18 protein-coding genes and 2 tRNA genes are annotated in these 20,412 nt (G+C 50.9%); 9 read left to right on the top strand and 11 right to left on the bottom strand.

Annotated elements, in window-relative coordinates; all coding sequences use genetic code 11:
- Window positions 1-20 precede the first annotated feature (20 nt).
- The gene (locus NWE93_12255) at window positions 21-1,124 is read left to right on the top strand and encodes a bifunctional phosphoglucose/phosphomannose isomerase (GenBank protein ID MCW4001002.1); all 1,104 of its coding nucleotides are present in this window, start codon (window positions 21-23) and stop codon (window positions 1,122-1,124) included.
- A 5-nt stretch (window positions 1,125-1,129) separates the two neighbouring features.
- On the opposite strand, the gene NWE93_12260 is transcribed toward NWE93_12255, so the two are convergent.
- Together NWE93_12260 and NWE93_12265 are read right to left on the bottom strand one after the other, a co-directional pair.
- Window positions 1,130-1,657, bottom strand: a complete 528-nt coding sequence (locus NWE93_12260) for a nitroreductase family protein (GenBank protein MCW4001003.1) — start codon at window positions 1,655-1,657, stop codon at window positions 1,130-1,132.
- Window positions 1,658-1,739: 82 nt separating this feature from the next.
- Window positions 1,740-2,780: an inositol-3-phosphate synthase gene (locus NWE93_12265; protein MCW4001004.1), complete on the bottom strand. Its 1,041-nt coding sequence runs from the start codon at window positions 2,778-2,780 to the stop codon at window positions 1,740-1,742.
- A 654-nt stretch (window positions 2,781-3,434) separates the two neighbouring features.
- On the opposite strand from NWE93_12265, the gene NWE93_12270 reads away from it, so the two are divergent.
- On the top strand, window positions 3,435-4,526 hold the full coding sequence (locus NWE93_12270; GenBank protein ID MCW4001005.1) for a PQQ-binding-like beta-propeller repeat protein: 1,092 nt from the start codon (window positions 3,435-3,437) through the stop codon (window positions 4,524-4,526).
- 142 nt (window positions 4,527-4,668) lie between these two features.
- Window positions 4,669-6,438 (top strand): ATP-dependent DNA ligase, encoded by a 1,770-nt coding sequence (locus tag NWE93_12275; protein MCW4001006.1) that lies wholly within the window; start codon window positions 4,669-4,671, stop codon window positions 6,436-6,438.
- A gap of 4 nt (window positions 6,439-6,442) precedes the next feature.
- Here the strand turns inward: NWE93_12275 and NWE93_12280 are convergent, their stop codons facing one another.
- Window positions 6,443-7,213, bottom strand: a complete 771-nt coding sequence (locus NWE93_12280) for a hypothetical protein (protein ID MCW4001007.1) — start codon at window positions 7,211-7,213, stop codon at window positions 6,443-6,445.
- A gap of 10 nt (window positions 7,214-7,223) precedes the next feature.
- Window positions 7,224-7,967: a hypothetical protein gene (locus NWE93_12285; protein MCW4001008.1), complete on the bottom strand. Its 744-nt coding sequence runs from the start codon at window positions 7,965-7,967 to the stop codon at window positions 7,224-7,226.
- Window positions 7,968-8,104: 137 nt separating this feature from the next.
- On the opposite strand from NWE93_12285, the gene NWE93_12290 reads away from it, so the two are divergent.
- Window positions 8,105-8,743, top strand: coding sequence for a hypothetical protein (locus NWE93_12290; GenBank protein ID MCW4001009.1), 639 nt, complete (start codon window positions 8,105-8,107; stop codon window positions 8,741-8,743).
- Window positions 8,744-8,748: 5 nt separating this feature from the next.
- Here the strand turns inward: NWE93_12290 and trxA are convergent, their stop codons facing one another.
- Both trxA and NWE93_12300 read right to left on the bottom strand, forming a co-directional pair.
- Window positions 8,749-9,072: a thioredoxin gene (gene trxA / locus NWE93_12295; GenBank protein ID MCW4001010.1), complete on the bottom strand. Its 324-nt coding sequence runs from the start codon at window positions 9,070-9,072 to the stop codon at window positions 8,749-8,751.
- A gap of 103 nt (window positions 9,073-9,175) precedes the next feature.
- Window positions 9,176-9,613 (bottom strand): ribbon-helix-helix domain-containing protein, encoded by a 438-nt coding sequence (locus tag NWE93_12300; GenBank protein ID MCW4001011.1) that lies wholly within the window; start codon window positions 9,611-9,613, stop codon window positions 9,176-9,178.
- A gap of 84 nt (window positions 9,614-9,697) precedes the next feature.
- Between NWE93_12300 and NWE93_12305 the strand changes: the two genes are divergently transcribed.
- A complete protein-coding gene (locus NWE93_12305) occupies window positions 9,698-9,931 on the top strand; it encodes a hypothetical protein (GenBank protein ID MCW4001012.1) in 234 nt (77 codons plus the stop codon).
- Between the two features lie 99 nt (window positions 9,932-10,030).
- On the opposite strand, the gene NWE93_12310 is transcribed toward NWE93_12305, so the two are convergent.
- Window positions 10,031-10,411, bottom strand: coding sequence for an MscL family protein (locus NWE93_12310; GenBank protein MCW4001013.1), 381 nt, complete (start codon window positions 10,409-10,411; stop codon window positions 10,031-10,033).
- Between the two features lie 155 nt (window positions 10,412-10,566).
- Between NWE93_12310 and NWE93_12315 the strand changes: the two genes are divergently transcribed.
- Window positions 10,567-11,652: a YihY/virulence factor BrkB family protein gene (locus NWE93_12315; GenBank protein MCW4001014.1), complete on the top strand. Its 1,086-nt coding sequence runs from the start codon at window positions 10,567-10,569 to the stop codon at window positions 11,650-11,652.
- A 2-nt stretch (window positions 11,653-11,654) separates the two neighbouring features.
- Here NWE93_12315 and NWE93_12320 read toward each other — a convergent pair.
- A tRNA-Ile gene (locus NWE93_12320) sits at window positions 11,655-11,732 on the bottom strand.
- Window positions 11,733-12,065: 333 nt separating this feature from the next.
- Here NWE93_12320 and NWE93_12325 point away from each other — a divergent pair.
- Together NWE93_12325 and NWE93_12330 are read left to right on the top strand one after the other, a co-directional pair.
- Window positions 12,066-14,699: a PQQ-binding-like beta-propeller repeat protein gene (locus NWE93_12325; GenBank protein MCW4001015.1), complete on the top strand. Its 2,634-nt coding sequence runs from the start codon at window positions 12,066-12,068 to the stop codon at window positions 14,697-14,699.
- A gap of 332 nt (window positions 14,700-15,031) precedes the next feature.
- Entirely contained in the window at window positions 15,032-16,270 is a 1,239-nt protein-coding gene (locus NWE93_12330; protein MCW4001016.1) for a M48 family metalloprotease, read from the top strand.
- A 66-nt stretch (window positions 16,271-16,336) separates the two neighbouring features.
- On the opposite strand, the gene NWE93_12335 is transcribed toward NWE93_12330, so the two are convergent.
- A tRNA-Asp gene (locus NWE93_12335) sits at window positions 16,337-16,414 on the bottom strand.
- Window positions 16,415-16,579: 165 nt separating this feature from the next.
- Between NWE93_12335 and NWE93_12340 the strand changes: the two genes are divergently transcribed.
- Entirely contained in the window at window positions 16,580-18,517 is a 1,938-nt protein-coding gene (locus NWE93_12340; GenBank protein MCW4001017.1) for a hypothetical protein, read from the top strand.
- A gap of 130 nt (window positions 18,518-18,647) precedes the next feature.
- On the opposite strand, the gene NWE93_12345 is transcribed toward NWE93_12340, so the two are convergent.
- Window positions 18,648-19,133, bottom strand: coding sequence for a pyridoxamine 5'-phosphate oxidase family protein (locus NWE93_12345; protein ID MCW4001018.1), 486 nt, complete (start codon window positions 19,131-19,133; stop codon window positions 18,648-18,650).
- Window positions 19,134-19,176: 43 nt separating this feature from the next.
- A complete protein-coding gene (locus NWE93_12350) occupies window positions 19,177-20,412 on the bottom strand; it encodes a 4Fe-4S binding protein (protein MCW4001019.1) in 1,236 nt (411 codons plus the stop codon).

A 20,412-nucleotide genomic window follows, 5' to 3' on the forward strand; every position in this document is an offset into this window, starting at 1 on the left:
GGTCACTGGAGGATACATTCTTGACCACAAAAACCATTTTGGATGAAATCGAAGAAATCCGTGCGGTAGATAAAAGCGGCATGATAGATTTCTGCATCAACGCACCCAAACATTACCGTGAAGCCACAAAAATAGCACAGAAAATCAAAGCAAACTACCCTGTTCCAGATAACATAATCATCGCAGGCATGGGTGGCTCTGCAATCGGCGGGGATTTGCTCAAGGATTGGGCAAGAAACAAGCTTATTGTGCCCTTAGAGGTTAATCGAGAGTACAATCTGCCTGAGTACGCTGACAAAAAAACGCTTGTGGTGGTCTCAAGCTATTCTGGCGATACTGAAGAATCATTAAGCGCCTTTCTGGATGCGTTGAAGCGTGGCTGCATGATTTTCTGTGTCAGCAGCGGCGGAGAGTTGATTAAAGCTGCTAAAAAACATGAAGTGCCCTTTTTGCAGGTTCCCGGCGGGATGCCTCCGCGTGTGGCGTTGCCTTACATGCTGGTTCCTCTGCTGGTTTACATGGAGAAAGCTGGGTTAGTTAAGGGTGTAACCGAGGAATTGGAAGAGACCTTTACAGTTTTAGATCGGATAGTTGAGGAAAATGGTCCACAGCAGCCCCAAAACGATAACTTTGCCAAGAACACCGCGCATTTTCTGTGGGATTCAGCCCCAGTTGTTTATGGTTTTGGTTTCTATCGTAGCGTGGCGCAGAGGTTTAAGCAGCAATTTAACGAGAACAGCAAGTCTCCCGCGAAATGGGAATATTTCCCCGAGCTGGATCATAACGAAATTGTTGGTTGGTCAGGTAAAGGTGAACAGTGCAAATGGTTCAGCATAATCTTCATACGGGACGAGGATGAACCCGGCGAAATTGAAAGCCGTATCGACATCACAAAAGCCATCATCGAAAGCGTAGGCATCGTCACCTTTGATTTGCATGTGCAAGGTAAAAGCTGCCTTGCCAAGATGCTCTCCACTGTTGTGGTGGGTGACTTTTTGAGTGTTTACTTTGCAGTGGAACGCAAAGCAGACCCAACACCTGTTAAAACCATTGATTTACTCAAAAACAAGCTGCAGGAGAATGGGGTCCGAGAGGAAGTAATAGCTCAACTGGAAAAAGAGTAGCTGGGCTACCATTTCTCTCTATGAACCATCTCTTCCAGCGGCTTTCTTGACACCATTGTGTTGCGTATGAACTTGTTTTTCATGCTTGCACCTGACATGTACCCAAGCGGCGTTAACGCAACGACCTTTACGTTCTCTGGAATTTCCAGTGCCTTCTTAACTTTGTCTTCGTCGAATCCGCCTATCCAGCATGTGCCTAAACCCAAGTTTGTCGCTGCTAAAACCAGCTGCTGCATCGAAATTACTACGTCAACAAGGTAGTAGTCCATGCCGTTGCGTGAACCGCTATCTTTAGGGTTAGCGCATGCGACCACAACAGCCGGTGCTTTTTTTACGAAGCCCATAAACATGTTTGCTAAGTCTTCGATTCGTTTCTTGTCAGTGACAATGATGTATTTTGTGCCTTGCTTATTAGCCCAGGAAGGCGCCTGTCTTGCTGCCTCTAAAATCTGGGTTATCTTGTCTTCTTCAACTGGTTTGTCTTGGTAGTCTCGTACGCTTTTTCGGGTGGCGACTACGTCCATGAATTCCATAATTGGACCTTATGCAAGCAACCCTAAACTGCCTAATACAGATATCTAAAACAAAAAATAAAGAAGGCGTTTTAACGCTAAGTTAAGCGACGAATTTTTTGAATTCAGCCTCTGCAACTTCAAGCGTCAACATCTTGGGTGGACGCTTAAAACCATAGGCACAAACGGCTTCGAGTGCACCGGCTTGCTTGTTAGCTAACGCCACTTTAACTGCGCGGACAACGTCAAATAGGACTGAGCCTGCGTTGGGGGCGTCGACGGTTTGGAATTTAAGGTCTATTTTCATGGGTGTATCGCAGAAGTAGCTGCCGCTTATGAAGAAGTAGCTGTCGCGTTTGTTCTGCAGAAAATCCACGTAGTCCGTTGAGCCTGCGACGACTTCGGTTTTGTAGGGCAACGCGGAGGCGACGGATTGGGTTTTGATGGTGCGTTTGGTGTCGCGGGTGCGTTCCATGGTGTCGACGGATTCGGTTCCTCCGCCGACGTCTAGCTGGTAGGTTTCGTTTATGTGGACTCCGCTTTCGCTGAGGAGCCGCAGCAGGGTTTTGTGGAGTGCGGTTGAGCCGACTTGGTCGACGAGGTCATCGCCAACCAGCGGTAAACCGGCTGAGGCGTATTTTGCTGCCCATGTTGGGTTGCTGGCGATGAAGTTGGGGGTGGCGTTGATGAATGCGCATCCCGCTGTGAGTGCGGCTTGGGCGTAGGCTTCGGTGGCTTTGGCTGCGCCGCTGGGCAGCAGGTTTATGGCGGCTTGTGCGCCGGAGGCTTTCAGCGTTTTTGCCAGGTCCACGTCGGCTTCTTGGCTGAGGGTTATGAGGTTTTTGGCTGAGTCGCCGATGCCGTCAAGCAGGGGTCCCTTGGCTACTTTCACGTCCAGTTTGGGGACGTCGCAGACTTTGGGGGCGTTGTTGGGCGCCGCGAATATGGCTTCTGCGAGGTCTTTGCCGACTTTTCCGTTGTCCACGTCAAAAGCCGCTACAACCTCGATGTCCTTGGGCGCCAATCCCGCAAGCGTTGCGTTGCGTAGTCCCATGCTGTCGTGTTTACTGTAATATTGGATGCCTTGAACAAACGATGAAGCGCAGTTTCCCACGCCGATTAATGCAACTTTAACCGATGGCATATCATATGCACCTTGCTTGGCATTTAGTGGCGCTGTGCCTTAATAAAAGCTACGCAGCCAAGCCAAGCAAACCAGGCTACCCCAAAAACATCCGGCTGCTCCTGTGTGCTGCCTCCTACCCCCCCTCTATTTATACCCTCAACATCCGCCTAGCCCACATTAGAATCTGCCTGCACATGCCTATCTGGGCGCAACGGCGCTGCCTGTTCATGGCGTTTTCGGCTTTTTCCCTATGCAACTGCCAACGACTGCAATGCTCAAACTGCGGAAGCCAGCGTAGTCCAGAGCCGATGCATGGACTGCCGAAAACGCAAAATCCGCAGCTACAAATGCCAGAAATGCGGCAGCCAAGTTCCCAACCCAGAATACGGCGACCCATAAAAAAGCATCTTTTTCTTTTTCAAAACTAACACGGCAACACTTAAGTGTAAAATTATATATCCACCAAAACGCTAGAGCCCTATCGGTAGATACCCTACGCACAAAATAAAAAATTTAACGTTCTTGCTAATCTTTCTTCTAATAGCCTGCATCTGCATAGAAACCCAAGACATTACAGCACAAACCCAAACAAACCCCGCAAACGAAGACTGGCCAATGTACCAGCATGACCCAGCCCACACTGGAGCTACAAACAGTTCCGGCCCAAAATCGATGGTTAACGAAGTATGGAGAACTGACCCCCTGGGCGATGTAACATCCCCCTCTGTAGTAAACGGCGTTATATACTTAACAGGTTACGATTTGATCGCCCTCAATGCCTCTACAGGCGAAATAATTTGGCGACAAAGAGCACAATGGGATCCGCCACCGATTGTTGAAAATGGCATTGTCTACACTTCGCATGGAGCATTTAATGCTACAACGGGTGCGGAATTATGGAGTTTTCAGGGCGATAGGGCAGTGGCGGTAGCAAACGGAATCTATTATACGATGTTTCGGGAAAACGAAAACAGCAGTCACATGGTTATTGCTCTTAATGCTTCTTCGGCAGAGAAACTCTGGGATTACGGGGAGCTGTACGATACAATATCAGCGGGCATTACAATCAAAGAGGGGATTGTTTATTTTGGAACAGGTACTCATTTTTATGCTCTTGATGCCTATACAGGCGAACCATTATGGGAGGTACAAATGGGAATTATTTATGCGTCTTCCCCCGCCGTTTCAGATGGCTGCGTTTACTTTAGTAGTGTTAATGTAACCAAAAGAGACTATAACCTCTTCTATTGTCTTGATGCGCTCACTGGCAAAGAGATATGGCATGCAAGAGTGTATATGGGCTCATCACCTGCCATCGCACACGGATGTGTTTATGTTGGGGGAAATGATGGACAGTTTTTTGCTTTCAACGCGACAACTGGCGCAAAAATATGGAACTATACGGTTCGAACCTCAAAGGGGTATGGCATTGAATTTTCTCCAGCCGTGGCAGATGATGTAGTTTATGTCGGCGCTGACGATGGATACCTCTACGCATTTAACGCTTCCACAGGCATCAAATTATGGCGTTACAACTTAGGCGATGTCCTGCATTTCCAGGGATCCGCCGCAATAGCAGCGGGGCGTATTTATATAGGTTCAGAAGACAATTTTTTAGTAGCCCTTGAGGCCGAGCCCGCAACTGCGGCTTCAGAATCTATGGCTGAAGTCGAAATAGCATTGGTTATTTTGTTGGTGGTATTATTTGTTGCAGTTGGAGTTTTACTCCTAAGGAGACATAACTTGAAAAAGGCCGTCGGCTAACATCCGCCCTACAAGGGGTTTTCATTCGCAGAAACCTTATGCCTCTCTCGTCTTTTCGTTTTTTGTGGAACGGTACTGCTGCTCGGCTATTGAGCAATTTGATTTTAATAGGTGTGCCGCCTGTATTTTCCCTGTGAACCGGATGGATTACGCAGTTATCGCTGACTCCTATGAGCGAATCGAAGCCACCACCAAGCGCCTCGAAATGACCGACCACCTCGTCGAGCTGCTACGCAAGACGCCAAAAGAGGTGATTGCGCGGGTGGTTTACTTAACGCAGGGCAAGCTCTACCCTGACTTTATGGGCATCGAGATGGGCGTAGCTGAGAAACTCGCCATAAAAGCCCTCATACGCGCCTCAGGCGGCAGCGGCAGCGTAATCCAAAAGGAACTACAGAAAAGCGGCGACATAGGCGAAACCGCGGAGCAGCAGCTGAGCAAACGCAAGCAATCCACGTTTTTCAAGCGTGCCCTCACCGTCGAGCACGTTTACGAGACGCTGGATAGGCTGGCTAAGACAGAGGGCAGCGGCGCCGTGGACACCAAGATGGCGCTTCTCTCGGGGCTCCTCACTGACGCCTCGCCTAAAGAGGCTAAGTGGCTTATCCGCACAGTCACGGGGAACCTGCGATTGGGCATCGCGGACATGACGGTTCTGGATGCGTTGGCGATTGCTTATGGCGGCGGCAAAGAAAACCGGGTAGCCATCGAGCGCGCCTACAACATCTCCTCGGATCTGGGCAGAGTCGCATCCGTCGTCGCCGAGAAGGGTTTGGAGGGCATCGAGAAATTCCAAGTTATGGTTTTTGAGCCCATACGCCCCATGCTGGCGGAGCGGCTGGGCGCGCCCGAGGAGATACTCGAGAAATTCGGCGGCAAATGCGTAGCCGAGTACAAGTATGATGGCGAGCGGGTGCAGGCGCATAAGAGCGGCGAGAAAGTGGTGCTTTATTCAAGGCGCCTCGAAAACATCTCCAGCCAGTACCCCGACGCCGTCGAGCTAATCCGCAGACAAATCATTGCCAAAGAAGCTATCCTTGAAGCCGAATGCGTCGCCATGGACCTTGAAACCGGCGACATGCGGCCCTTCCAGGAACTCATGCATCGACGACGCAAATACGGCGTCGAAGAAGCCATCACCCAGTACCCCATTTCGCTTTTTAGCTTCGACTTGCTCTTCGTTGACGGCGAAGACCTCACCCGGCAGCCCCTGCCCCAGCGGCGCAAGCGGCTACTGGCAGCCATCAAACCCAACGAGCGCCTAAAACCCGCCATACAAAAAACCGTCAAGAGCCCCCGGGAACTCGAGGATTTCTTTGAGGAAGCCATCGAGGAGGGCTGCGAGGGCGTCATGTGCAAATCCGTCGGCGACGACTCCGTCTATCAGGCGGGCAACCGCGGCTGGCTCTGGATCAAATTCAAACGAGACTACCGTAGCGAAATGACTGACACCGTAGATTTGGTGGTGGTCGGCGCGTTTCATGGCAGAGGCAAACGGGTCGGCGCATACGGCGCGCTGCTGCTGGCAACCTACAACCCAGAGGAGGACACCTTCGAAACGGTCACCAAATGCGGCACAGGCTTCACCGACAAGGACCTTGTTACGCTGCATGAAATGCTCCAAAAACATGTGGTGCCACGCCGAAACAGCCGAGTCAAATCCACGCTGGAAGCCGACGTGTGGTTTGAGCCCGCGGTGGTTTTGGAGATTTTAGGCGCCGAAATCACCCTTAGCCCCATCCACATGGCAGCGATGGATGCAGTCCGCAGGGGCAGCGGCATGGCAATCCGGTTCCCACGCTTCACCGGCAACTACCGCACCGACAAGAGCCCCCAGGACGCCACCACCTCCAAGGAAATCGTGGAGATGTATAATCTGCAGCTGAAAAAAATCGGCGAAGCCCCGCCGTAGCTGCTTAGCCCTTGAAGTCCGCAACAACAGCCTCTATGCCTGCGCCGCAGTCCACTGCAAAGTGCCCCCTTTGGTCACCTACATAGGCTGTGCGTGCAACGGGGATGAAATGGGGGAAGCTAAAGTAATAGATGGTTACGCGGTAGCTTTGCTGGTTAGGCAGCGATATGGTGTAGTTTCCAACTGTTCCGGGTCTTTGAGGTGTATCTGTTGCTCGTTGGACCTTTGAGTGGTAGGTTTGGTTGGTTTGGGTGTTTTCGAAGACTATCTCAGTTGGGATAATGTCTTCTTTTGCGTAGCCCGCGAGGGCTATTGGGGTTCCACTAACTGTGCCCGACACCTGGATTTGGCTGCTTACCACATTTAGGGTGAATGTGGCCTGAACGGTTTTGGAGCCTGAAGCCGCTGAAACGTTGATTGCATATGCATCGGAGGCTGCATAGGCGGGGAGCAGGATTGTTAGGTTGCTGCTGAAGGGCTCGGTGGCGTTGGGGGTTCCTGTTTGGCTGCTGAACAGGTAGAGGGTGCCGTTTGGGCCGCCGCTTGCTTGGAGCGTCACTGGCTCCGAGGTGCCGTCGAGGTAGGTGACGTCCACTTTGATTGTCGTGTTCTGGGCCTGCATGATTGTGGCGTTGCTCGGGTAAACTTTTAGGTTAAACCTGTGGGCATCCGGCGCGGATTTGGGCACTTGATAAAACACCCATAGCGCTGCCACCGCAAACGCAAAAAGAAAAAGAATAACTGTGAGGGTTAGTTTAGCTCGCTTCGACGCCAATTTAATCATCTCATATGAAGCCTGCGTCTTTGTCGGTGAAGTCTTTGGTTAAAGTGGTTACTCCGGGGGCGCAGTCAACGGTGAGCCACATTGGTTCGAAGGCGCGATATGAACTGTGACCTGACGCAGGCGTATAGTTGCAGGAGCATATTATCTGGTAGATCTCGTGGTTGGGAACGGTGATGTTGTAGGTGCCACTCTTTGAGCCGCTGGCAGCCTCCACTGGCGCCGTATAGACTTGGTGTGTGTTAACGTTTACGAATGCTATTTTGGTTGGGTACACGCCGATCCACTGGTCCGCTGTGACCTTTCCTTTGACGTAGATTTCGTCGCCAAGCACAACTAAGCTGTAGGTTTTGATGTTTGCTTTGCCGTCTGCCGTGGCGGCGGTGACGTTTATTGTGTATGTTCCATTTATGGCGGCTGCTGGCACGTTGATGGTTAGGTTGCTGCTGGCGGCTTTGGTTTTGGATGGCTCTACTGTCTGCGGCGTGAAGGTGTAGGTTGTGCCGTTGGGGCCGCCATATGCAGATAACGTGATGGGGTGGATGGTGCCGTTGAGGTAGGCAGCTTCTAGGGTAACGGTTGTATTGCCTCCTAGCGTGACAGCGTCATTGTCTGGGCTTAGGGCTAAGCTGAAGATGAGGGGTTCTGAGGCCGATCGCAGCAGGAAATGAATACCTGTGGCTGACGCGGCAACAATCAGACCAGCTGCAACGACAGCCATGATTATTCTGTGCTTCTGTTTCATCATACTTCTCACAGGTGCCTCTATGGCGGGGCAGCTTTTAGTTCTACTCCGGGAACAAAGCGTTCCAACGCTGGAACACACCGACAAAAAGCCAAAGCTGATAAGTATCTGCCGCTAAATAGTTGGCTACGGTGGAACAGATGGCTCAGGACCCAGAGAAGATGAAGGCGATGATTGCCTTTAAGAAGCGCCTTGAAGATCAACTCGAAAAGCTCACTGCGGAAACACAGGAAATCCAGGCGACGCTTGACGCAGTTAACGGCATATTGCTTGAGAGGGGCTTTAGACGCGGCGACATAAAAGAGGTCCCTGTGGTGCCTGAGTCGATGCCTAAAGAGGTTGTTTTACCCAAACCCGCCCCCGAACCCGCCAAACCCGCAGCGCAGCCTACCCCGCCGCCCCAACCAGCGCCCGCTGCCCCCCAAGAAACCGTAATTCCCCTCAAAGCCATGAATGAGGAGCCGCTGGCAATCATGTATTTCGATAAGCAAATCATCCATGTTATGCCTGATGAAAGCAAAAAATTCGACGTGAACACGCCGCCGTTTAGCAACTTTTTGGTTGAGAAGGTGTTCTCTAAGATGCAGGAGAAGGATAAGGAGCTTGTGCGGCTGGGGCAGCTCACGACCGATAGGATGTTTAGCTTCAACATAGTTCGGGAAGGCGACCAGATCCGTGAGATAATCATCAAAAACGTCGATGAGGAACGGCTTAAGGAGCTCAAATCCAGCATCCGCTGGACGCTTGAGAAGATGTATGAAAAAATGAAGAGCGCATAAGGCGCTTATTGATGCTTAGCTAACGTGTCGGTTATGCGGTTTTTAGGGCATAGTCCAACTAGGCGTTCGGCTTCTTGGCCGTCCTTGAAGATAATCATTGTGGGGATGCTGAAGACTTGGAAGCGCTCGGCAGTCGCTGGGTTCTCGTCCACGTCAAGTTTGCCCACCAGAATCTTTCCATTATTCTCTTTAGCTACTTCCGCAATAGTCGGCGCTAACGCGCGGCAGGGGCCACACCAGTTTGCCCAGAAGTCCACCAGTACCAGCTTGTTGTTTTTGATGGTTTCCTCAAAATTTGCGTCCGTTACATGAAAAGGTTCACTGCTCATGACAAGTTCTCCTAATAAAGAAAAACCATTGGTTGATATAAACCGTTCGCGAGCAGCCCAGCGTCAAACGAAAAGCTACCCAAGCAACTTACAAGGCAGCCACTCAACGCCGATTTTTTTGCTCGTATGTCTCTTTCTCTTTTAGCCACTCCTGATGCTTAGCCAGCAACGCATGAACCTGCTGATTAATGAAGTCATCTACACTCAAAAACTCCGTGTCTAAATCGGAAAGCGCCTGCTGCATCCTCTCATACTCATCTTTAGGCACCTCGACGCAGACGTATTCTTCTTTTTGGTCCCGGAGCTGTTTGCGTATGGAGTCGCGGATGAATTCTTCGCGGCTGGTGTAGCCGAGTTTGCGGTTGGCTTCGACGAAGTTTTGGGTTTCGTTTAGGAGCTCGGGTGGTAGGCTGATGCTGGTGGAGAGGAGGTTTTCGATTGCGTCGGTGTAGGTTTGCATTTTCATGGTTTGGGCGGTGATTTCGCCTAGCATGGCGGTTAGTTTTTGGTGGGCGTCGTCTGAGATGCGGAGGGTTTTCATGGAAATTGCCATTTGTATGTGGTATAGCAAAGCTAATAAAGCTTTTCTGTATACTAAGTATACAAGGTATAAGGTGTCTACAAGATGAAGCATAACGTAAGCATCACCATGGACCAAAAACTCTTCCGAGAACTCGAAAATATCCGCGGCAGAGAAAAACGAAGCACCTTCATCGAACACCTAATCCTCCAAGGCCTAAAAACCTACAAAACCCGCCCCCCACCCCAACAACCCACGCCGCCCCCTACACCAACCCCCCGCCGAACAGAATACCCGCAAACACAGAACTTTCAACAGCCCAATAAGGCGCCACTATAAACTATGCCCAACAATGCCTATGCTTACTTTTTAGCAACGCCTAAGCACTCTTGAGGTGGTGTGGAAAAAATAAAGGTGGTTGTAGACCTGTTTTAGGTCTTACTCGATTTTCCATTTCTTAGCGACTTTAACCACTAAGAACACAACGAACGCCACGATCAGGAACGTAATCAACGCTACGAGAAACACGCCCACTGTGAAGTCCTGATTGCCTAAAGACACCGTTAACGTCGAGAGGTTTTCCACGTTCGGGATCGCTAAGCCAATCAGTGGCATGATGAAGCTGCTGACCAGCGCCTGAACAAGCGTGCCCAGATACAAGCCTAAAACGAACGCGACAGCTAAGCCTAAAATCCTGTACTTAGTGAGGAAATCTTTGAATTCATTCCATAGTCCCTTTGGCGGCGCAGCGGGCGGCGCTTTCTCTACTGCTTCACGGATTTTTCTTAATTCAGCTAACATTTCATCCTCTTTACTCAAACAGAACACCACTAACTTGTATTCTATCGGTCAGCTTAAAAAACTATTGCAGCCGCCCTCGCACCTAGCCCCTTTAAGCTCACAAAAAGCGGATGCAGCGGTCAAGGAGACAAACCTTAAAGTCCCCGCGTTCCCCATTCAAAATGGGTAGCTCCATGAATAAGCAGGAACTATACCGGATTTTTAAGACAGCCTTCATCGATTGGCTAGATGATAACGCAACTCTAAGAGCGGCAGCCCTAACCTATTTTATCATACTGCCCCTCCCCACGCTGCTGCTACTGGTCACCGCAATCTTTTCCCTGTTCCTCGGCGAAGCCCAAGCTGCCCATATTCTGATTCAGCAGATACAGGCGGTAGTGGGCCCCGCAGTGGCAGAGTTGTTTAATCAATTAATCCTAAACACTGGCTCACCGTTCACTTCGGTTTGGACTGCGTTTGTGGTGATTGCCTTCTCCATCGGCGGCGCCATCGGCGCGTTTGCGGTTCTGCGCGACACGATGGATTGCATCTGGGAGGTTCATTTGCCTAAGGGGCTGCCGTTTTGGATGCGGATACGCCAGAAAATTGTGCCCTTCGCGTTGGTTTCCTCGCTTGGACTCATCGTGATTGCTTGGACGGCGCTTGTCGGGGGAATATTAAACACCATAATTCTGTTTTCTGTCAACGAAGTTTTAACCTACATAGTTCTGGAAACGGCGCAGGTGCTGCTGTCTTTTGCTGTGGCAGTGTTGCTTTTCGCGATTATCTACCGGATGATTCCCGAAGCCAAAGTCCACTGGCGAGATGTAGCGTTAGCCGCAACCGTGACAGGCGTCGCCTTCACCGTCACCAACTATATTTTCGGCGCCTACATCCAAACATTCGTCGTCACAACGGTTGCGGGGGCAGCAGGGGCACTGCTGATTATTCTTTTGTGGGTTTTTGTTCTAAACGAGATTGTGCTCTACGGCGCGGAGGTCTCCAAGGTCTACGCTACAACTGTGGGGACGCATTCAAGGCAGCATCTTCCTGAGGCGGTGCTGAAAATCATTGAGCCCTTGCAGAGAGTCGGCGAAAAAATAGATGAAGTGGTGAAGGAAGAGGTGGTTAAAATCGAGGCGCCGTCAAAGGAGCCGCAGATCGAAGCTGAAGTATCCGGTAAACGTCAACAGCCCCAACAGCCAGATGCGCCTCCCAAAGGAAGGGTTGAAAACGCCAAAATCAAGCCGCTCCGCAAGAAGCGTAAGGGGGAGAAATGAAGTGGTGGGCCGAGGCGGATTTGAACTGCCGACCTTTCGATTATCAGTCGAACGCTCCAGCCGTGCTGAGCTACCGGCCCCCAAGATTGTATGTGCCAACAGTAAGATATAATGTGCCTTTATAAGAATAACGGATGCTGGATGCGGCGTAAACCATCAAGATTGCCTCCATAGTGTGGGGGCGATGTGGGTACTGGCGATTTGATGGCTTATTATGTGTTATTTGGGGGGTGTGGCTGGTTTGTTTTCTTTTGGTTTGTTCCTTTTTTCTTTTTTTAGTCTGCGGTTGTCTTTTTTGAACGGTTTTTTGGGGTTTGCTGGTGATGAACGAGTGGGAGCCTTGGCTTGCTTTTCCCATAATCTTATAAACTGAATCTATATTACTGGATGCTTACAACTTAGGAGAAAAAAGAATGCAAAACAAAAAATACAGTGCACTATCTATATCTATTGCAGTTTTGCTAATAGTATCGATAGGAGCTTCAACAGTTGTAACACAAAACACATCAGCGCACACACCCGCATGGGAAATCCCAAGCTTTGCGCACATCTACGCAACCATTAATCCAATCGGTGTTAATCAGCAAGAATCAGTGTACCTGTTTGTTACCCCAACCTATCCCGGAACAAACATGGTAAACGACTTCCGATTCCGCAACTACAAACTCATCATCACCGCCCCAGACGGAACCGAAACCACCCAGACCTACGACTACATCGCAGACACAACATCCAACCAAATCGCCACCTTCACCCCCACCCAAGTAGGCAACTACACACTGCAATTCATCTTCCCCGGACAGAAAGTAACTGAAAACATACCCTCACCAAACGATGTCTACATCGGCGACTACTACCTTCCCAGCAACGCAACAACAACCCTGATTGTTCAAGAAGACGAAATCTCATACCTGCCTATGTCTCCCCTTCCGACCGAGTTCTGGACTCGACCAATCTTCGGCCAGAACAGCATGTGGTGGTCAATTAGCTCGAACTGGCTTGGCAGCGGCATGCCTGGATACGGCGCCTCTAACGGTCCAAACCAGCGGCAATTCGCACCAGATGCTATCGGCTCACAGACAGCACACATCATGTGGACTAAACCAGATGGTCAAACTGGCGGTGTCGTCGGCGGTTTACTTTCCGAAGTACCCGGAGACACATGGTTTGAAGGAACAGCTTACTCTCAACGATACGTCAACCCAATCATCGTCAACGGAAAGATCTACTACAGAGAGCCATTATCACTTGTAGGTACCGCTGGAGACTTTCTCTGCGTTGACCTAGTGACAGGTGAAGAAATCTGGAGACGCCCCGCAACTGATTTCGCAGGAACCTTTGCCTTTGCTTATGTACAGGACATGGATACACCTGACTACCACGGTACTCGGCCAGCATTCCTTTGCACAGCAAACTTTGCACAGGTCTACGATGCAACCACAGGTGCCTGGGCATTTAACGTGTCCTCTGTACCCTCTGGAACAAACGTTATCGGACCTAACGGTGAAATGCTGAAATACATCTTCTACAACTACGGCAACGACACTAACCCGAACTGGTATCTGTGCCAATGGAACTCTAGCAGATTCTGGAGCCAAGCAGTCATGGGCGCACTTACCCTGCAGAACACTCAGACAACCTCCGCAGGAACATTCATCAATGCAAGCCGAGGCTCGATGTACGACTGGCTTGATTCATCAACCCAGAACGTATCGATTTCATGGCGTAACTCGATGCCTGCCACCGGCACAAATGCACCCGCTATCTCCGGCGCCATCTATGGTGATATTCTGCTTTGCAGAAACGGCTCATACCCATCCTTAGGCGGAACCTCAACCTTCTACACCTACTTCGCAGTTAACCTCAACGCTTCTAAAGGCACAGTCGGCTCGGTTCTCTGGAGACAAAACATCAACAACCCAGCAGGAAACATTACCTCAATTTCCTTCGCAGGCCTTGACGCATCCGGATACTTCTGTGAATCCTACAGACAAACACAGCAATTCAAGTTCTATAACCTACGCACAGGCGCAACCATCAAATTAGCTGAACCACAAGCTGCACTTGACTTCTATGGTAGCAACGGTCCAGGCTCAATCTCTAACGTTGTTGCTTATGGCAGATGCTACAGCAGTGCTTATTCTGGTATTCTCTACTGTTATGACATGGCTACCGGCGAGGTTCTTTGGACCTACGGCAACGGCAATACAGCAGGCAACACCACTAACAGCGGCTTCCAGGTTCCCGGACCTTACCCGACTTTCATCAATGCAATCGGCAACGGTGTGGTTTACCTGGTGACATCTGAGCATACCTTCCAGACACCTATCTATAAGGGCGCTTTAGTACGTGCAGTTAACGCAACTGATGGAACCGAAATCTTTACTTTGCCAGCAGCAACCGGCGAATTCAACGGAGAAAGCTTTGCCATCGCAGACGGCTACACGAACTTCTTTAACAGCTACGACGCCCAAATCTATACTTTGGGTAGAGGCCCAAGCTATACAACCGTTATGGCTGGTCCGAAATCCTCAGCTCTTGGCGGCGACGTTGTTATCGAAGGCTCAGTCACTGACCTCTCAGCAGGCACAACGATGACCGAGCAGGCAGCAAGATTCCCAGATGGCGTACCTGTTTCCTCTGATGCATCTATGTCTGAATGGATGAGCTACATCTATCAGCAGCAGCCATTACCCAGCAACTTTGAGGGCGTTAAGGTCGGTATCAGCGTGGTGGATGCTAACGGCAACTACCGTGACATCGGCACAGCAACCACTGACTCTAAGGGCAACTATAACCTTGTCTGGACCCCAGACATACCCGGCACCTACCAGGTGATTGCGGCATTCGCAGGAACCAACGGCTACTGGCCATCATACCAGGAAACTGTTTTCACTGTCACTGAACCCGCAGCAACTATGGCGCCACCAGCAACTGCAGAGCCCTCTACGGCTGACTTGTACTTCGTTCCAGCGATGGCTGGATTGTTCGTATTTGTCGCCGTGATGTTTGTCATCACCATCCTTGTGCTCAGGAAACGACCATAAACACGTAAGGGACAACCTCCCTTCCCCTAATTTTTTTTATCTTTAAAGCAAAACACCGCTTGCAAGCCTGATTGAGGGCAAGGCAGCCTTGATTATAAGAGTCTATTAATATCCGTTAATGCATCCTTGATTTAGCAGCTTTTAGAAGGTGAACAGAGGCGACGCCACGATTATACACCGTTAAACCACAGATCCCATCCGGCTTCACAGCTAAACTCTACGAGTACATCTACCTCTTTTTCCTCCTCCCCCAGAAAGACCGCTTCGCTGGCATTTCAAGGGGCAACTTTTCTTTAGGCTACTCGGTTTTAGACAAATCCGGAAAGCCACGGTTGAAGATCAAGATTTTAGGCAGCGATTCACTGGAGGTTTCAGTTGAGCCCCTATCAGAAGGTGTTTCTGAAACAGAGTTTTCCCAAGCTAAAGAGGACGTAAGCATCGCGGTGGATCTCTTTGAGGAGCAGGTGCGGAAGAACAGCTTATTTTTTGCGTGGCGGGAAGGCGAATCAGTTGTGCCTGAGGCAATTTCGGGGAAAGAAAACAAGTCTCTGCGGCGCATATTCCTCGAGACGCAGATTCTGCTTATCTCAGTGTTTATGGCGGTAGGCATCTTTCTTTTTCTGGTAATCGGACCCTTCGTCGTCGTAGTTATCTTAGTCATCCAGTTCATCTTTGTTTTCTATTCAAACAAGATAATTGCACGCAGCGCAGACTGGCACATCACTGAAAAAAACCCCTACATCCACATCCTCCAGTATCCCCTCCCCGCTGGACAGGACAGCGCCCTAAAGACGATGTCTAAGGCAGACTTAAACCGCCTCAAGAAGGAAATCTACCGTCGAACCATAGCTGAAAAAGGGGAACTCGACTGCCAAAAGGCACACGGCATCTTCTCCGAATACGGGATCGAATGCAAAGAAGAGAACCTCATCGCACGCAAAGTAAACGTCTATGACATCGTGAAACGAACCGCAGATAAATTCGGGTATCGGGTGCCCGAGACGGTAGTTTCTAACACGCTTCTCCCCAACGCTGCAGCCTCAGGGCCAAGCCCCAGCCGCGGCTTAGTTTTGATAACCACCGGGACTTTTCTGCAACTAAACGACGAGGAAATCCTCTCAGTGCTGGGCCACGAGTTTGGGCATCTGCGGGGGCGAGATCCACTGTGGCTATATGGCTTATCTGCTGTGCAGTACCTGTTCTGGTTCTTCGTGATTTTCGGGGTGCTCTCCACCTCATCTTTTTTCCTGCTATTCATCTACCTGTGGGCGCTGCTGACGCTGACCTATTTTGTCGCCAAGTTTTTTGAGGCGCGGGCAGACCTGGTTTCTGCTATGGTGATTGGTACACCAAGGGTTTTAGCCGCTGCCCTAGAGAAGATTGGGTTTCAGAGGCTGCTCTATGAGCGTATGCCGGCTTTTCGCTTTCAGGAATGGCTAAGTTTTGACCCGCATCCCCCCATCTACTTCCGCATCGCGCGCCTGCGTTCCCTTCCGGAAGACATCGAGATCAGGCATCCTCTGGTCAGGTCCGCTAACGAAGTGATAAGGGGCTTTATCCGCAGCTTCTAAGGCTGCTTAGGCCAGCAAAGCATGCATAGAAAAATCCATTAAAAATTGATGCTGAGGTAAGAGAAGTGGCGCCCAGGCCGGGATTTGGACCCGGGTCCTGCGGGCGACAGCCGCATATACTGGGCCGAACTATACTACCTGGGCAGCTATCTGTTACGATGGCTTGAGCGCCGCAACATAACACACTATTTAACTAATTAATCTTTCCTGAAATTTACGCCAAAGAACTTCAAATAAGCCCTACAAAACCCCGCTGAATCTGCCAGCAGCAATTTTAATATCCTCAATGGCACTTATCTCTGGAAGAGTTTGGGGGACAGGGAAATAACTGCCAACACAGCCACTGATGCGTTGCTGCAAAAGTACTGGCTAGCCATAATCCTTCTGGTTCTGGCTGCCTGCGCCTTTGTGGGCGGGTACCTTGCGGTGGCGTCGGCGCTTATCTTCACCTTCCTTGTTCCCGGCTTAATCGGCTACCGCTTCTTTTGCCTTAAAACCCATGAGGTCTGGGCGTTTGTACCAGTATTCAGTATTCTGGTTTCGGTTAACTTAGTCTATTTTATGTCTTTAGCCTTCGGCTACTCCAGCGGAGTAATCGTCGCATCCTTTTTTGTCTTAGCCGCGCTCTACGCGCTGGTAGTCTACAAGAAAGGCGAGCCCATAAAACCCCCCAGCATCCTTAAACTGGGAAAAATCAAGAAGACCAGCCTGCTGCTTTTCGCCGTAATTTTCCTGATCTCACTTTCGGTGCTCTGCTACAGCATCTGGCGCGGCAACCAATGGGGCATAGTGGTCACGGGCTCAAACTGGCAGGACACCCCCTATCACTTCGACATAATCGAGAGCATAAACAACGGCAACTTCCCCCCGCAGACCCCCAACTACGTGGGCACGCCGCTGACGTATCATTACTTTGTGGATTTCCACACCGCCCTCATCGAGAAACTCTACGGCTACTTGCCCACCTTGATGCCGGTGCTTAACGCCCTCTTCATCGTGGTGTTTGCAGGCGCCATATACGCGTTGGCGCGTCCCTACAGCAGAAAAGCAGCAGTTATTGCAACGGTTTTGGCGGTTTTCGGCTGGGGCTTTAGCTACTTTGGGCTTTTCTCCGCTTTAGCCAACGGTACTTTTGCCCCCACAACCAACTACATCTACCAGTTCAGTCAACAATTCGGTTTACCCTCCATCTACGATAACCTGCTTCAGCAGCGACCCTTACTAATGGGGCTACCAGTGTTCGCGTTGGTTTTAGCGTTGCTCCGCGACACCGGCGACAAAAACCGTCTTCTCCTTGCAGGCATACTCACGGGGCTGGTTTTCCAGTTCCACAACGTGGCATTCTTCTGCTGCTACGTGGCCTTCGCCGCCGTGTTGATCTTTAACGTGCGTAAACTCAACTGGGGCTTCCTGTATTTCCTAATACCCAGCGTCTTCGCGCTTCCCTTCATCTTCTCGGGTGGTCCGTCCCTCTCCATTAGCGTCAGCTCCTTGTTTGCCGTCGACTACGCCGTGAACCCCGCAATCTACTACTTCCTCAACCTGGGCATCCCCTTCATCTTAGCCATAATCTCCCTTGTTAAGCCCGGGCAGGGGTATCTTAAATTGACTTTTCTGGCGCTTTTCTTTATCCCAAACGTGCTGTTGATGACGCCCTGGGACTGGGACATGTACAAGTTCTTCATCTTCGCCTGGGTACCCATTGCGGTGCTAAGCGGAAGTATGCTTTCTAAATTTATGGTTTCTAAACCCCGCAAAATCATCGCTGCCACGCTGGTTTTGCTCTCCATTATCACCACTGCCAGCGTCGTCATCTACAATGTGGGAACTGACTATACGGGTGTATCGTGGAGTGAGTATGATGCGGGATTATGGATAAAAGAAAATACCCCGCAGAACTCGGTGTTTCTCACCTACTACAGTATCCAGTCTCCTCCGTCGATGATTGCGGGGCGCCTCCGCGTTTCCTCCTATGTTTACTGGCCCTATGGGCACGGCGAGCCACTAAGCGAAGTGAATGGGCGAGAGCAAGCCATAGATGGCGCCTACAACGGCACCGAAAGCCAACTTGCGGCGGTGGTAAGCCAATACAACGTTAGCTACATCTATGTGGGAACGGATGAGTTGGATAAGAATAATTATCCGGACTGTGTGTCTCACTTTGACGGCGTGGGATGGCTGACGCAGGTTTATGCCCAAGACGGCATCTACGTTTACCAAGTGGACACTGCCCATGTGCCCCAGTAGAGACCTCTCGGCATCCAATGCGGACCAGATTCGGCTATATATAGAGGGGGGAGGTCTATGTGCAAGCACAACAGAACCCCGCTTATCTTCCAATCAGCACCTACCCATCGTCGATGTAAAAATGCAGAGCCTAACTTTTAGGTGGCGCCTGGTGCTTTTTGCCTGACATGTAGGCAATGTCGATTCTACCCATCGTGGTTTTGGCGAGTTTCTCAGGCTTAACCTTGGATAGCTTCTCCTCGGGTGCATTGGAGCTTTGATGCACAAGCACTTCCAGCGCATGCCGTTTCTCCGCTAAATCCTCGATAAGGTGCAGTTTGCCGCTGAAATGCACTGAGGTGTAGGCGTAGTCGCATTCGTCGGTGACGCCGTAGTCGAGCACTGCCTGACCCCAGACACGGTTGTTGGCTTTGGCGTAAACTAGCTTTTTGCCTTCGGGTGCACAGTGGAAGTAAAGGCAGTTTTGGGCGGGGTCGTAGCCGTGGCTGAGCGCGACAAGGTAGGGTTCGCCGTCCATGCAGAGGGCGACTGTGACGTATTTGGTGGCTTTAAGAACCGCCTGCATCTCTTCGATGTCGGTTATTTCTCGGTCTTTGCGCCGAACATGAAATGACATACCCAGAAATTGGCGACGAAACGATATTAACCTTATCAGGCGCCTAATCCAGCGGGGTGGGCTTGGAGTTTTCCAGCCAGTTCCGCGACCGCATCACGGTTTTGCCCGCAAACTTGAGTTGCAACGCATCCTCATAGGGGCATATCTCCACGCAGCGCGCGCAGAGCATGCAGCGGGATTCGGTGACGTCGCCGCCCTTCTTCTCGTACATGGCGGTGGCCTGCGTGGGGCAGACGCGTTTGCAGACGCCACATTTGGTGCATTTCTCCTCTTTCTTCTCCAGTTTGGTGAGTGCGATTTGCTTAAACGGCGTGAAAGAGCTAAACAGCGCCGTTAATGCTCCCAGCGGGCAGATGCGGCACCAGAACCGCCGATACGCAAAGGCAAGGATGGTGACGGCGATTAGCACCGCTATGTTTATGGAGCTTATGTAGCCGCCGCTTATCCACAGTGGCCCATAGGTTATTTGGCTGACGTAATTGTATTTCATGGCGCCGATGCCGCATTCCACCAGGACGCAGAGGGGACGCGCGGGGCAAACCAGGCAGAAGGGCTCGTTTATGTTGCCGACTATGCCTGCTTCGGTTCCTTCGGGGCCTCCGGGGATGGTTCCGGGGATAAGTTCGGTGCCGAATATGGCGTAGGAGCCGAAAATTACGCTAAGGATGAGGAATACGGCGATTATGATGTAGCGTGCCTGCCCCAGTTTTGCGCTGTTTTTCTCCGAGAAGCTAAGGTGCCTCCGCTTGGTTGCTTTTCGTATCCGAGTCAAAATATCCTGGTACAAACCAAAGGGGCACAGCCACCCGCAGAAGGAGCGCCCTAAAACAATCGCGGCAGCCGCCACCAAACCCAGCACCACAGCGATTTTCTCGATGCCAAGCGTCGAGTAGTAAACCTCGTAGCCTCGGGGGTAATCCCAGAAGGGGAAAATGTAGGCTTGCAGCTGCCAGATGGGGCAGGTGACGGTGCGTCCGTTGGGGTAGTAGCAAGCAAGAATAGGCAGCGGGAGCCCATCGGGCATTTGGTTGCCTAGAAAGTCGGCTCCGATGAGGCGGTCACGGGGGGTTACGCCGAGGGGCTCAAAGATGGGCACGTTAAATGGCCCCAGTATCAGTCCCATGAAGACGGCGACGAGAGCCGCGGTTTGGATGAAGAGGCGCAGCGTGCTGACTTTCCGGGTTTTATCTTTAGAGAATTTAAGGATCAAAATTATGCCTACAGCTACGATCACCGCGAAGATGGGCAGCACAATGAGAGGCGAGTTCTCCGTAACCAT

Source organism: Candidatus Bathyarchaeota archaeon (assembly GCA_026014735.1).
In the GTDB taxonomy this organism is placed as follows: domain Archaea; phylum Thermoproteota; class Bathyarchaeia; order Bathyarchaeales; family Bathycorpusculaceae; genus Bathycorpusculum.

Coding starts and splice junctions, on each gene's coding strand:
- NWE93_12260 (MCW4001003.1), bottom strand. CDS start 1,657: ATGGAATTCATGGACGTAGTCGCCACCCGAAAAAGCGTACGAGACTAC.
- NWE93_12265 (MCW4001004.1), bottom strand. CDS start 2,780: ATGCCATCGGTTAAAGTTGCATTAATCGGCGTGGGAAACTGCGCTTCA.
- NWE93_12270 (MCW4001005.1), top strand. CDS start 3,435: ATGGTTAACGAAGTATGGAGAACTGACCCCCTGGGCGATGTAACATCC.
- NWE93_12275 (MCW4001006.1), top strand. CDS start 4,669: ATGGATTACGCAGTTATCGCTGACTCCTATGAGCGAATCGAAGCCACC.
- NWE93_12285 (MCW4001008.1), bottom strand. CDS start 7,967: ATGATGAAACAGAAGCACAGAATAATCATGGCTGTCGTTGCAGCTGGT.
- NWE93_12290 (MCW4001009.1), top strand. CDS start 8,105: ATGGCTCAGGACCCAGAGAAGATGAAGGCGATGATTGCCTTTAAGAAG.
- trxA (MCW4001010.1), bottom strand. CDS start 9,072: ATGAGCAGTGAACCTTTTCATGTAACGGACGCAAATTTTGAGGAAACC.
- NWE93_12300 (MCW4001011.1), bottom strand. CDS start 9,613: ATGAAAACCCTCCGCATCTCAGACGACGCCCACCAAAAACTAACCGCC.
- NWE93_12305 (MCW4001012.1), top strand. CDS start 9,698: ATGAAGCATAACGTAAGCATCACCATGGACCAAAAACTCTTCCGAGAA.
- NWE93_12315 (MCW4001014.1), top strand. CDS start 10,567: ATGAATAAGCAGGAACTATACCGGATTTTTAAGACAGCCTTCATCGAT.
- NWE93_12325 (MCW4001015.1), top strand. CDS start 12,066: ATGCAAAACAAAAAATACAGTGCACTATCTATATCTATTGCAGTTTTG.
- NWE93_12345 (MCW4001018.1), bottom strand. CDS start 19,133: ATGTCATTTCATGTTCGGCGCAAAGACCGAGAAATAACCGACATCGAA.
- NWE93_12350 (MCW4001019.1), bottom strand. CDS start 20,412: ATGGTTACGGAGAACTCGCCTCTCATTGTGCTGCCCATCTTCGCGGTG.